This window comes from Streptomyces sp. NBC_01471 (genome assembly GCF_041438865.1).
Taxonomy (GTDB): Bacteria; Actinomycetota; Actinomycetes; order Streptomycetales; family Streptomycetaceae; genus Streptomyces.
In genome coordinates, this window is the sequence record NZ_CP109450.1 from 6,130,221 (window position 1) to 6,143,126 (window position 12,906).

Below are 12,906 nucleotides of genomic sequence, written 5' to 3' on the forward strand. Positions count from 1 at the left end.
TTTCGGTGCATGTCGTACTCGCCGGCGGGGGGACCGCCGGCCACATCGAGCCGGCGCTCGCCCTTGCGGATGCCCTGCGCAGGCAGGACCCGGCCGTGGGCATCACGGCCCTCGGCACGGAGCGCGGACTCGAAACCCGCCTCGTGCCCGAACGGGGCTACGAGTTGGGGCTGATCCCCGCCGTACCGCTGCCCCGCAGGCCCACCCCCGAACTGATCACCGTTCCCGGGCGGCTGCGCGGGACGATCAAGGCCGCCGAGCAGATCCTGGAGCGGACCAGGGCCGACTGCGTCGTCGGCTTCGGCGGCTACGTGGCGCTGCCCGGCTACCTCGCGGCCAAGCGGCTCGGGGTGCCGATCATCGTGCACGAGGCCAACGCCAGGCCGGGGCTCGCCAACAAGATCGGCTCCCGGTACGCGGCCGCCGTGGCCGTCTCCACCCCGGACAGCAAGCTCCGCGGGGCCCGCTACATCGGCATCCCGCTGCGCCGCACCATCGCCGTCCTCGACCGGGCCAGGGTCCGTCCCGAGGCGCGTGCCGCCTTCGGTCTCGACCCCAATCTGCCGACGCTGCTGGTCTCCGGCGGCTCCCAGGGGGCCCGCCGCCTCAACGAGGTGGTCCAGCAGGTCGCCCCGGTGCTCCAGCGCTCCGGGATCCAGATCCTGCACGTGGTCGGCCCGAAGAACGAACTGCCGCGTGTCGACAACATGCCCGGAATGCCGCCCTACCTCCCGGTACCGTACGTGGACCGGATGGACCTCGCGTACGCCGCGGCCGACATGATGCTCTGCCGCGCGGGCGCGATGACCGTGGCCGAACTCTCCGCCGTCGGGCTGCCCGCCGCCTATGTGCCGTTGCCGATCGGCAACGGTGAACAGCGGCTCAACGCCCAGCCGGTGGTCAACGCGGGCGGTGGCCTGCTGGTGGACGACGCCCAGCTGACCCCCGAGTGGGTGCAGGGCAACGTCCTGCCGGTACTCGCCGATCCGCACCGGCTGTTCGAGATGTCCCGCGCAGCCGCCGAGTTCGGCCGCCGGGACGCCGACGACCTGCTCGTCGGCATGGTGTACGAGGCGATTGCGGCGCGCCGCCAGGCGTGACCGCCCGAAGGAGCGAGCGTGGCCGGACCGACGACCGCACAGCGCGGTGAGCGCAATCCAGCGGCGGAGTCCGGCCGCGGCCGCTCCGGGCGGCAGGGGAAGCCCCCCGGCCGTCTCCGGCCGCGCGGCAGGCTGCTGGTGATCGTGGTGCCGGCCGTTCTGTTGCTTCTGCTGGGTGGCGTCATCTGGGCGCTCTACGGCTCTTCGTGGCTGCGGGTGGAACATATTCGGACCACGGGGGTGCGGGTTCTGACCCCGGACGAGGTGGAGTCGGCCGCGGCCGTTCCGATCGGCGATCCGTTGATTTCTGTCGATACGGATGCGATGGAGAACCGGCTTCGGAAGAAATTGCCCCGAATCGACTCGGTCGTTGTCTCACGTTCCTGGCCGCACGGCATCAGTCTGAAAGTGACGGAGCGAAAGCCGGTACTGCTCATGAAGTCGGGCGGTAAGTTCACAGAAGTGGACGCGAAGGGCGTGCGTTTCGCCACAGTGGAAAGCGCTCCCCGAAGAGTTCCGGTACTCGAATTGACGGCTGGTCAGTCACCCAGCCTCCGCCGCTTCGGCGCGGACCGGCTGCGGGTCGAGGCGGTCCGGGTGGCCGGAGAACTTCCGTCCGCTGTCGCCCGGGACACCCTGTTCGTCCGGGTCAGTTCATATGACTCCATCTCGTTGGAGCTGACCGGGCACCGCACGGTGGCCTGGGGGAGCAGCGAGTCCGGCGCGGCGAAGGCGCGCGCGCTCATCGCGCTGACGAAAGCCGCTCCCAAGGCGGCGCACTTCGACGTGAGCGCCCCCACTGCCCCTGCGGCGTCGGGGAGTTGACGCGCATCCTCGCTGGCCAGCACCCTGGTTGGTCAGCGCAACGGCTGATCACATAGGGTGAAAAGAAAAACGGGAGGTTCGGCGTGTTCATTGAACGTGCGCCACTTGTCGACTTAGTGTCCTGTTCGGAGAGTCCAAGGAGCAGACACACTGGTAACCCTGAACTTCACAGTTAGGGTTCGGGTCGGCGTTCGGACCGTCCCATCGGCATCCGTCGTCGCGACGCGGCAAGCGCGCAGCGACGACACGTAACTCGAGGCGAGAGGCCTTCGACGTGGCAGCACCGCAGAACTACCTCGCAGTCATCAAGGTCATCGGTGTCGGCGGCGGTGGTGTCAATGCCATCAACCGAATGATCGAGGTCGGCCTCAAGGGCGTCGAGTTCATCGCGATCAACACCGACGCACAGGCCCTGTTGATGAGCGACGCCGACGTCAAGCTCGACGTCGGCCGTGAACTGACCCGCGGCCTCGGCGCCGGGGCGAACCCGGCAGTCGGGCGCAAGGCGGCAGAGGACCACCGTGAGGAGATCGAGGAGGTCCTCAAGGGGGCCGACATGGTCTTCGTCACCGCAGGAGAAGGCGGCGGCACCGGCACCGGCGGCGCACCCGTCGTCGCCAACATCGCCCGTTCGCTGGGCGCACTCACCATCGGCGTGGTCACCCGTCCCTTCACCTTCGAGGGCCGGCGCCGCGCCAATCAGGCGGAGGACGGCATCGCCGAACTCCGCGAAGAGGTCGACACCCTCATCGTCATCCCCAACGACCGCCTGCTGTCCATCTCGGACCGCCAGGTCAGCGTGCTGGACGCGTTCAAGTCGGCGGACCAGGTCCTGCTGTCGGGTGTCCAGGGCATCACCGATCTGATCACCACACCGGGTCTGATCAACCTCGACTTCGCCGACGTCAAGTCCGTGATGTCCGAGGCCGGATCGGCGCTCATGGGGATCGGCTCGGCACGCGGCGACGACCGCGCGGTGGCCGCTGCCGAGATGGCGATCTCCTCGCCACTGCTCGAAGCGTCCATCGACGGCGCACGCGGGGTGCTGCTCTCGATCTCCGGCGGTTCGGACCTCGGTCTCTTCGAGATCAACGAGGCCGCGCAGCTGGTCAGCGAGGCCGCCCACCCCGAGGCCAACATCATCTTCGGCGCCGTCATCGATGACGCGCTCGGCGACGAGGTACGGGTGACGGTCATCGCGGCGGGCTTCGACGGCGGACAGCCGCCGACCCGCCGGGAGAGCGCCATCGGTTCCGGCTCCGCCAAGCGTGAGGAGCCCGTGCCGGTGCGGGCCACCGAGGCACCCCGTTCGCTCGGCGGTCTCGGTGCGGTCACCCAGCGCGAGGAGACTCCGGTTCCGGTCGAGACGGAGCGTGCGAACGAGGCCCCGGCGGCGCCGGTCGCCCCGCCGCAGGTCCCGCCGGCCCGTCCCTACCAGGACAGCCAGGCCGAAGAGCTGGACGTACCGGACTTCTTGAAGTGATGCGGCGTCCCATAACCGCGTGCGGCACCGAGATGTCTACGAACGGCGCGCACTTCGCTTTCACCGACAGGTGGGGCGGGGTGAGCGCCGTTCCGTACGAGGAGCTCAACCTCGGCGGAGCGGTCGGTGACGACCCGGCCGCGGTCGTGACGAACCGTGAACTCGCCGCGCGCGCACTGGGCATCGACCCGGCACGGGTCGTCTGGATGAACCAGGTGCACGGGCGCGAGGTCGCCGTGGTCGACGGCCCCTGGGCACAGACACGCGGCGACGGTGCGGAGATCCCGGCCACCGATGCCGTCGTGACGGCCCGCCGGGGAGTGCCGCTGGCGGTACTCACCGCCGACTGCGTCCCCGTACTGCTCGCCGACCCGGTCGCGGGGGTCGTGGCCGCCGCTCACGCGGGCCGTCCCGGACTGGTCGCCGGGGTCGTCCCGGCCGCGGTCGGTGCGATGGTCTCGCTCGGCGCCGACCCCGCACGGATCACGGCCCGCACGGGCCCGGCCGTCTGCGGCCGCTGCTATGAAGTGCCCGCCGACATGCGGGCCGAGGTCGCGCGGACCGTTCCCGAAGCCTGGTCGGAGACGAGCTGGTCCACTCCGGCGGTGGACGTCACCGCCGGAGTGCTCGCCCAGTTGTCGGCGCTCGGCGTCGCTGACCGGCGGCACTCGCCGGTCTGCACTCTGGAATCGACCGACCATTTCTCCTACCGTCGCGACCGCACCACTGGGCGGCTCGCCGGATATGTCTGGCTGGACTGATAGGGCATGACGGACCGTAAGCGCGAACTCACCGCAAACCTGGCCCGCGTCGAGGAACGGATCGCCTCCGCCTGCGCGTCCGCCGGCCGCGAGCGGGACGAGGTGACCCTGATCGTGGTCACCAAGACGTATCCCGCGAGCGATGTGCGACTTCTCTCGGAACTCGGCGTACGGCAGGTCGCGGAGAACCGCGACCAGGACGCGGCACCCAAGGCCGCTGAATGTGCGGATCTGACACTCTCCTGGCACTTTGTCGGTCAACTCCAGACCAACAAGGTCCGTTCTGTGGCGAGTTATGCCGATGTCGTGCAGTCGGTGGACCGGGCCAAACTTGTTACATCTCTCTCAGCCGCCGCCGTCCGGGCGGACCGTGAACTGGGGTGCCTGGTCCAGGTCGCACTCGACGCGGAGGCCGGCGGGCGCGGGGAGCGCGGGGGCGTCGCGCCCGACGGAGTCGGCGAGTTGGCCGATGCGGTGGCCGCCGCGCCAGGGCTCCGGCTCGACGGGTTGATGACCGTCGCACCACTGGCCGGACCCTATGCGGGACGGCAACAAGCGGCATTCGAGCGGCTGATGGAAATCTCATCCGGCCTGCGCGTGACCCATCCTGCTGCCAACATGGTGTCAGCAGGGATGAGTGCGGATCTCGAAGAGGCGGTGAAGGCGGGTGCGACACATGTCCGCGTCGGCACTGCGGTACTCGGCGTCCGTCCCCCGCTCGGGTAACGTCGCGAAGCAAGTCGGACCACAGCAGAAAATATGGTCATTCCCGCCGATCGGCGGGCAGACCCAGTGGATCGCGGGCACTTGGTGACGCTGCGAAATTGGCACAAGGGCGATCCACCACAGAGCGGAGGACTCAGAGCATGGCCGGCGCGATGCGCAAGATGGCGGTCTACCTCGGCCTCGTGGAGGACGATGGGTACGACGGCCCGGGGTTCGACCCCGACGACGAGTTCGAACCCGAGCCCGAGCCCGAGAGGGACCGACGGCGACACCAACCTCCGCATCAGTTGCACCAGTCCCAGCAGGACGAACCGGTGCGAATGGTGCAACCGCCCGCCCAGCGCGAGCCTGTTGCGCTACCGGCGGAAAGCGGACGACCCGCCCGAATCGCCCCCGTGGCGTCCATCACACCTGAACGCCCGAGTATGGAGAAGAACGCCCCGGTGATCATGCCCAAGGTTGTGTCCGAGCGGGAGCCCTACCGCATCACCACGCTGCACCCCCGGACCTACAACGAGGCCCGTACCATCGGGGAACACTTCCGTGAGGGCACTCCGGTGATCATGAATCTGACCGAGATGGATGACACGGACGCGAAGCGACTTGTCGACTTTGCCGCAGGACTTGTCTTCGGTCTGCATGGCAGCATTGAGCGGGTGACGCAGAAGGTGTTCCTGTTGTCGCCTGCTAACGTCGATGTCACGGCGGAGGACAAGGCCCGTATCGCAGAGGGCGGTTTCTTCAACCAGAGCTGAGACGAGACACCGGGTACAACCCCGGCCGGGAGGCCGGAAGACGAGAGCGTCAGGGGAGAGGGAAGCGTTAGATGGGCATCGCATTGGATGTGGTCTACATCGCGCTGATGTGTTTCCTCATCGTGTTGATCTTCCGGCTTGTCATGGACTACGTCTTCCAGTTCGCCCGTTCATGGCAACCTGGCAAGGCGATGGTGGTCGTTCTGGAGGCCACTTACACTGTCACCGATCCACCGCTCAAGCTTCTGCGGCGGTTCATTCCGCCGCTGCGTCTCGGGGGCGTGGCACTCGACCTGTCCTTCTTCGTTCTGATGATCATCGTCTACATCCTGATCAACATTGTGAGCCAGGTGTGAACGATTCGGTCCTGCCGACTGCCGACGACTACGTAGAGGTGAAGAAGAGATGCCGCTGACCCCCGAGGACGTGCGGAACAAACAGTTCACGACCGTCCGCCTCCGAGAAGGCTATGACGAGGACGAGGTCGATGCCTTCCTCGACGAGGTCGAAGCCGAACTGACGCGATTGCTCCGCGAGAACGAGGACCTGCGCGCCAAGCTGGCAGCCGCCACGCGTGCCGCCGCGCAGAATCAGCAGCAGGGCATGCGCAAGCCGCCCGAGCAGCAGGACGGCCGCGGCGGTCCGAACGCTCCGGTGCCCGCCGCCATATCCGGTCCACCGCAGGGCCAGCAGCAGCCGCAGATGGGTCCGCCCCAACTGCCGGGCGGTCAGCCGCAGCTGCCTGCAGGTCCTGGCGGTCACGGCCCCGGTCCCCAGGGCCAGCACGGCCCGGGTCCCCAGGGTCAGCACGGCCCCGGTCCGCAGGGCCAGCACGGTCCGGGTCCGCAGGGTCAGCACGGCCCCGGTCCCATGGGCCAGCAGGGTCCGATGGGTGGCCAGGGCCAGCTCGGCCCGGGTCCCATGGGCCAGCAGGGTCCGATGGGTCAGGGCCCGATGGGCCAGCAGGGTCCGATGGGTGGTCAGGGGCAGCTCGCCCAGGGACCCATGGGCGGTCCGATGGGCGGCCACGGCGGTCCCCCGCAGATGCAGCAGCAGGGCCCCGGCGGAGACAGCGCTGCCCGTGTGCTCTCGCTCGCGCAGCAGACGGCCGACCAGGCGATCGCGGAGGCCCGTTCCGAGGCCAACAAGATCGTCGGCGAGGCGCGGAGCCGTGCCGAGGGTCTGGAGCGGGACGCTCGCGCCAAGGCCGACGCACTGGAGCGGGACGCTCAGGAGAAGCACCGCGTGGCGATGGGCTCCCTGGAGTCCGCCCGCGCGACGCTGGAGCGCAAGGTCGAGGATCTGCGTGGCTTCGAGCGTGAGTACCGGACCAGGCTGAAGTCCTACCTGGAGAGCCAGCTGCGTCAGCTGGAGACCCAGGCGGACGACTCGCTCGCCCCACCGCGGACCCCGGCGACCGCTTCGCTGCCGCCGTCGCCCTCGATGGCTCCGGCCGGCGCGGGCGCTATGGGACACACGCAGCACGGCATGGGCGGTGGCAACCAGTCCATGGGCAGCCAGCCGTCGATGGGCGGCGCTCCGTCGTACGGCGGTCAGCAGCAGATGTCACCGGCGATGACTCAGCCGATGGCGCCGGTGCGGCCGCAGGCTCCGCAGCCGATGCAGCAGGCGCCGTCGCCCATGCGCGGGTTCCTGATCGACGAGGACGACAACTGACGGTGAGTGCGTTGAGCGCTTGACGGTCGGCAGACTGAGGGCCGGGCCCCGGGGTTTCCCCGGGGCCCGGCCCTTTTGTGCGGTGTGGGTGGTTATGGGGGGTGGCTGGCGGGGTGGGGTGGGTGCGTCCGGTGGGTGCGGGTGGGTGGCGCCCGCGGCGGGCCTGTTCCCCTCCCCGCCCCTTCGCGTAACCGGGGCTCCGCCCCGGGCCCCGCTCCTCACACGCCGGAGAGGCTGTATTCCGGAACGGGCCGGACCGTGCGCAGGGGGAGAAGCCCGATGGGCCCGGCCGGGAATTCCCCGGCCGGGCCCATCGGTGGAGTCCGGCTGTTACGCCTCTGTCCTGTGGAGGCGGAACGTCAGCGCGAGGCCCTCGTCCGTGAACGCCTCGCCGTACGCCCCCGTGTCTGCGTCGCCCTCCGCGTAGTCCAGGGCCAGGACCTCGTCCGCGATCAGACCCGCGTGTTCGGCCAGGGCGTCCCTGGTCTCCGGGGCGGTGCTGGACCAGCGGACCGCGATGCGGTCCGCGACGTCCAGGCCGCTGTTCTTGCGGGCCTCCTGGATCAGGCGGATGGCGTCGCGCGCCAGCCCCGCCCTGCGCAGCTCCGGGGTGATCTCCAGGTCCAGGGCCACCGTCGCGCCCGAGTCGGACGCCACCGACCAGCCCTCGCGCGGAGTCTCGGTGATGATCACCTCGTCGGGGGAGAGCGTGACCGTCTCGCCTTCGACCGTCACCGATGCCGTGCCCTCGCGCAGCGCGAGCGAGAGCGCTGCCGCGTCGGCCCCGGCCACCGCCTTGGCCACTGCCTGGACGCCCTTGCCGAAACGCTTGCCCAGCGCCCGGAAGTTGGCCTTGGCCGTGGTGTCCACCAGCGAGCCGCCGACCTCGGAGAGCGAGGCCAGGGACGAGACGTTCAGCTCCTCGGTGATCTGGGCGCGGAGTTCGGGCGTCAGTGACTCGAACCCGGCCGCGGCGACCAGCGCGCGGGAGAGCGGCTGGCGGGTCTTGACGCCCGACTCGGCGCGCGTCGCGCGGCCCAGCTCCACCAGACGGCGCACCAGCGCCATCTGCTGCGAGAGCTGCGGGTCGATGGCCGCCAGGTCCGCCTTCGGCCAGCTGGAGAGGTGTACCGACTCGGGGGCGTCCGGCGTGACCGGGGTGACCATGTCCTGCCAGACCCGCTCGGTGATGAACGGGGTGAGCGGCGCCATCAGCCCGGTGACCGTCTCGATGACCTCGTGCAGGGTGCGCAGCGCCGCCGCGTCGCCCTGCCAGAAGCGCCGGCGTGAACGGCGCACGTACCAGTTCGACAGGTCGTCGACGAAGGCGGACAGCAGCTTGCCGGCCCGCTGGGTGTCGTACGTGTCCAGCGACTGGGTGACCTGGTCCACCAGTGCGTGGAGTTCGCTGAGCAGCCAGCGGTCCAGGACCGTGCGGTCGGCGGGCGCCGGATCGGAGGCCGAAGGGGCCCAGCCAGACGTACGGGCGTACAGGGCTTGGAAGGCCACCGTGTTCCAGTACGTGAGGAGGGTCTTGCGGACGACCTCCTGAATCGTGCCGTGGCCGACCCGGCGGGCCGCCCAGGGGGAGCCGCCGGCCGCCATGAACCAGCGCACCGCGTCCGCCCCGTGCTGGTCCATCAGCGGGATCGGGTCGAGGGTGTTGCCCAGGTGCTTGGACATCTTCCGGCCGTCCTCGGCGAGGATGTGGCCCAGGCAGACGACGTTCTCGTAACTCGACCTGTCGAAGACCAGCGTGCCGACCGCCATCAGCGTGTAGAACCACCCGCGCGTCTGGTCGATGGCCTCGGAGATGAACTGCGCCGGGTAGCGCCGCTCGAAGAGCTCCTTGTTCCGGTACGGGTAGCCGTACTGCGCGAACGGCATCGAACCCGAGTCGTACCAGGCGTCGATGACCTCCGGGACCCGGGTCGCGGTCTTCTCGCACTGCGGGCAGGGGAAGGTGACCTCGTCGATGTACGGGCGGTGCGGGTCGAGGTCCGACTGGTCGGTGCCCGTCAGATCGGTCAGCTCGGCGAGCGAGCCGATGACCGTGAGGTGGTCGTCCTCGCAGCGCCAGATCGGCAGCGGGGTGCCCCAGTAGCGGTTGCGGGAGAGCGCCCAGTCCACGTTGTTGTTCAGCCAGTCGCCGAAGCGGCCCTGCTTGACCGAGTCCGGGAACCAGTTGGTCTTCTCGTTCTCCCGGAGCATCGCGTCCTTGACCGCGGTGGTCCTGATGTACCAGGACGGCTGCGCGTAGTAGAGGAGCGCGGTGTGGCAGCGCCAGCAGTGCGGGTAGCTGTGCTCGTACGGGACGTGCCGGAAGAGTGCGCCGCGGGCCTGGAGGTCGGCGACCAGCGTCTCGTCGGCCTTCTTGAAGAAGACACCGCCGACGAGCGGGACGTCCTCCTCGAACGTGCCGTCGGGGCGGACCGGGTTGACGACCGGCAGGCCGTACGCCCGGCACACCTTGAGGTCGTCCGCACCGAAGGCGGGGGACTGGTGGACCAGTCCGGTGCCGTCCTCCGTGGTCACGTACTCGGCGTTGACGACGTAGTGCGCCTCGGCCGGGAAGTCGATCAGGGCGAACGGGCGCTGGTAGGTCCAGCGCTCCATCTCGGCGCCGGTGAACCGCTCGCCCGTGGTCTCCCAGCCCTCGCCGAGCGCCTTGCCGAGGAGCGGCTCCGCGACGACCAGCTTCTCCGTGCCGTCGGTCGCGACGACGTAGCTGACGTCGGGGTGCGCGGCGACAGCCGTGTTGGAGACCAGCGTCCAGGGGGTGGTCGTCCACACCAGCATCGAGGCTTCGCCGGCCAGGGGCCCCGAGGTGAGGGGGAAGCGTACGAAGACCGAGGGGTCGACGACCGTCTCGTACCCCTGGGCCAGCTCGTGGTCCGAGAGGCCGGTGCCGCACCGCGGACACCAGGGGGCGACGCGGTGGTCCTGGACCAGCAGGTCCTTGTTGAAGATCTCCTTCAGCGACCACCAGACGCTCTCGACGTAGGACGGGTCCATCGTCCGGTACGCGTTGTCGAGGTCGACCCAGTAGCCCATCCGGGTGGTCAGCTCGGCGAAGGCGTCGGTGTGCCGGGTCACCGAGGCGCGGCACTTGTCGTTGAAGGCGGCGATGCCGTACGCCTCGATGTCCTTCTTGCCGTCGAAGCCGAGCTCCTTCTCGACGGCAAGCTCGACAGGCAGACCGTGGCAGTCCCAGCCCGCCTTCCGGGGCACGTGATAGCCCCGCATCGTGCGGAAGCGCGGGAAGACGTCCTTGAAGACACGGGCTTCGATGTGGTGCGCGCCCGGCATGCCGTTGGCGGTCGGCGGCCCTTCGTAGAACACCCACTCGGGGCGTCCTTCGGACTGCTCCAGACTCTTCGAGAAGACCTGTGCCTCGCGCCAGAAGTCGAGCACGGCGTGCTCAAGGGCGGGCAGGTCGACCTGGGCGGGCACCTGGCGGTACAGGGGCGGTGTCATCGAACTCCTCCAACGGACGTTTCTCTCTCCGTCGGAGGGACGAGAGCCCAGTCGCTCCCGCGGTACCACCCTCCTTGGCCCCGGCGGTCGTGCCGTGGCCCCCTCATTGGGGTCGCGGTGCCGGTTCTACTCGCCCCGTCCGGTCGCTCAGGGGCTTTCTTCCGACGGCTCAGGGATGATCTTCACGCCGTGCCTGCCTCCGGGCTCACACCGTCCCCGGATCGCTCGTGGCCGCCTGCGCCGCTACTCGTCCCGTCCATGCCTTCCGCTGGTGCCAGTGTACGGGGCCTCCCGGGCGGGCTCCGACCGGTTTTCCGGCGGGCGCTCCCGGCTGCCTCACTGACCCGAATGGCCATACGCGGCCGTGCGGAATACCGGGACTCCCGGTTGGCGGATTACCGGGCGGGGAGCTGGGCACAACGCTTGCAGGCTCGGCTTGTCCCGGACGTGAGGAGGGCTGAACCGGCGGCGTGCCCCGTTGCCGCGCGACTGGTGTCGATTTATCGTCCCAGCAGACTCGCGAGCAAGATCACAATATGTGAAGGGGCCGCGGCCATGGTGGCGAAAAAGACCGCCGGATCAAGATCGGCGTCCACAGAATCCACTGGGGCGACGGCCGGGGACGCGGCAGGCGAGCACGGAGCCGCCGCGGACGGGACCGTCGCCGGGAAACCCACCGCGAAGAAGGCCGCGGCGGCGAAGAAGACCGCAGCCAAGAAGGCGGGCGCCAAGAAGGCACCCGCGAAGAAGACCGCAGCCAAGAAGGCGGGCGCCGGGAAGGCGGCCGCGAAGAAGGCCGCGTCCAGTACGTCACCGGGCCACCGGGCGCCGGGCAGCACGGCCGCGACCGCGGCCCAGGGGGCGGCCGAGGCCGCGGAACAGACGGGAGCCAAGACGGTGGTTGCGAAGAAGAGCGCTGGAGGCAGCGCGGCGGCAGGCAAGCGCGCCGCCTCCCCCGTGCCCAAGGCCCGGGTCGCCGCGCCCGTGGCCCCGGGGGAGCTGCCCGTACGGCCCGGTGAGGATCCCTGGACCCCGGAGGAGGTCGCGGACGCGCGGGCCGGGCTGCAGAGCGAGGACCTGCGGCTGGGAGCCGAGATCGCGGCGGCCGAGACGGCTCTCGCCGGGCTGATGCGGGACTCCGGCGACGGCGCGGGTGACGACCAGGCCGACACCGGCACCAAGAACATCACCCGGGAGAGCGAGCTGGCGCTCGCGGCCAATGCCCGGGAGATGCTGGAGCAGACCGAGCGGGCGCTGGAGCGGCTCGACGCGGGGACGTACGGGCTCTGCGAGAACTGCGGCAACCCGATCGGCAAGGCGCGGATGCAGGCCTTCCCGCGCGCCACCCTCTGCGTCGAGTGCAAGCAGAAACAGGAGCGCAGGTACTGAGAGCTTCCGGGACGGTGTGTCGTACCCTCGTCCTCAGTCAGGTACTAGGGCGAGGGAATCACGTGGCAGAGGCGGAGCGCATCATCGGTACGCCGGACATTCCCGAGTCGGCGGGGGACGCACCGGAGCAGTCGCCCGAGGAGGAGACCTCCGCGGCCCCCGGGACACGGGGCGCGGACGGGCCTGCCCCGGACGGGGAGAGCTCCGAGGAGCGGCCCCGGGGCAAGCGCAGGCTCACGGTGCTCTTCGTCGTCGCCGTCCTCGCCTATCTGCTCGATCTGGTGAGCAAGACGATCGTGGTGGCCAAGCTGGAGCACCATGCCCCGGTCAAGGTGATCGGTGATCTGCTGCAGTTCGACGCGATCCGGAACGCGGGCGCCGCCTTCGGGCTCGGGTCGGCGTACACCGTGATCTTCACCATTGTCGCGGCGTCCGTGATCGTGGTCATCGTCCGGCTGGCCCGGAAGCTCTACAGCGCACCCTGGGCGGTCGCGCTCGGCCTGCTGCTCGGTGGCGCGCTGGGCAATCTGACCGACCGGATCTTCCGCTCGCCCAGCGCCTTCCAGGGCGAGGTCGTCGACTTCATCAGGCCCGCGCACTTCGCGGTGTTCAACCTCGCCGACTCCGCGATCGTCTGCGGCGGCATCCTGATCGTGCTGCTTTCGTTCAAGGGCCTCGACCCCGACGGGACCGTCCACAAGGACTGACGGCCC

At 69.7% G+C, this 12,906-nt stretch carries 11 protein-coding genes; 10 read left to right on the plus strand and 1 reads right to left on the minus strand.

Features of this window, described 5'->3' with window-relative positions; translation table 11 throughout:
• Positions 1 to 5 precede the first annotated feature (5 nt).
• The 8 genes from murG to OG285_RS27470 all read left to right on the plus strand — a co-directional run bounded on the left by murG (position 6) and on the right by OG285_RS27470 (position 7,327).
• Positions 6 to 1,100: an undecaprenyldiphospho-muramoylpentapeptide beta-N-acetylglucosaminyltransferase gene (murG, locus tag OG285_RS27435; RefSeq protein WP_371792516.1), complete on the plus strand. Its 1,095-nt coding sequence runs from the start codon at positions 6 to 8 to the stop codon at positions 1,098 to 1,100.
• Between the two features lie 18 nt (positions 1,101 to 1,118).
• Complete coding sequence (locus OG285_RS27440; RefSeq protein ID WP_356824913.1) at positions 1,119 to 1,925, plus strand: FtsQ-type POTRA domain-containing protein; 807 nt, start codon at positions 1,119 to 1,121, stop codon at positions 1,923 to 1,925.
• A 274-nt stretch (positions 1,926 to 2,199) separates the two neighbouring features.
• Complete coding sequence (gene ftsZ / locus OG285_RS27445) at positions 2,200 to 3,408, plus strand: cell division protein FtsZ (protein WP_356824911.1); 1,209 nt, start codon at positions 2,200 to 2,202, stop codon at positions 3,406 to 3,408.
• Positions 3,409 to 3,440: 32 nt separating this feature from the next.
• Positions 3,441 to 4,169 carry a peptidoglycan editing factor PgeF gene (gene pgeF, locus OG285_RS27450; protein ID WP_356824909.1) on the plus strand — a complete coding sequence of 243 codons (729 nt, stop codon included), beginning with the start codon at positions 3,441 to 3,443 and terminating at the stop codon, positions 4,167 to 4,169.
• Between the two features lie 6 nt (positions 4,170 to 4,175).
• A complete protein-coding gene (locus OG285_RS27455) occupies positions 4,176 to 4,895 on the plus strand; it encodes a YggS family pyridoxal phosphate-dependent enzyme (protein ID WP_356824907.1) in 720 nt (239 codons plus the stop codon).
• A gap of 140 nt (positions 4,896 to 5,035) precedes the next feature.
• On the plus strand, positions 5,036 to 5,650 hold the full coding sequence (locus tag OG285_RS27460) for a cell division protein SepF (protein WP_371792517.1): 615 nt from the start codon (positions 5,036 to 5,038) through the stop codon (positions 5,648 to 5,650).
• Positions 5,651 to 5,721: 71 nt separating this feature from the next.
• Positions 5,722 to 6,006: a YggT family protein gene (locus tag OG285_RS27465; protein ID WP_356824905.1), complete on the plus strand. Its 285-nt coding sequence runs from the start codon at positions 5,722 to 5,724 to the stop codon at positions 6,004 to 6,006.
• Positions 6,007 to 6,055: 49 nt separating this feature from the next.
• Complete coding sequence (locus OG285_RS27470) at positions 6,056 to 7,327, plus strand: DivIVA domain-containing protein (protein WP_371792518.1); 1,272 nt, start codon at positions 6,056 to 6,058, stop codon at positions 7,325 to 7,327.
• 330 nt (positions 7,328 to 7,657) lie between these two features.
• Here OG285_RS27470 and ileS read toward each other — a convergent pair whose 3' ends face one another.
• Positions 7,658 to 10,804 carry an isoleucine--tRNA ligase gene (gene ileS, locus OG285_RS27475; RefSeq protein WP_371792519.1) on the minus strand — a complete coding sequence of 1,049 codons (3,147 nt, stop codon included), beginning with the start codon at positions 10,802 to 10,804 and terminating at the stop codon, positions 7,658 to 7,660.
• A 555-nt stretch (positions 10,805 to 11,359) separates the two neighbouring features.
• On the opposite strand from ileS, the gene OG285_RS27480 reads away from it, so the two are divergent.
• Complete coding sequence (locus OG285_RS27480) at positions 11,360 to 12,193, plus strand: TraR/DksA family transcriptional regulator (protein ID WP_356824899.1); 834 nt, start codon at positions 11,360 to 11,362, stop codon at positions 12,191 to 12,193.
• Between the two features lie 62 nt (positions 12,194 to 12,255).
• Positions 12,256 to 12,900: a signal peptidase II gene (gene lspA, locus OG285_RS27485; protein WP_356824897.1), complete on the plus strand. Its 645-nt coding sequence runs from the start codon at positions 12,256 to 12,258 to the stop codon at positions 12,898 to 12,900.
• The last annotated feature ends 6 nt before the right edge of the window (positions 12,901 to 12,906 follow it).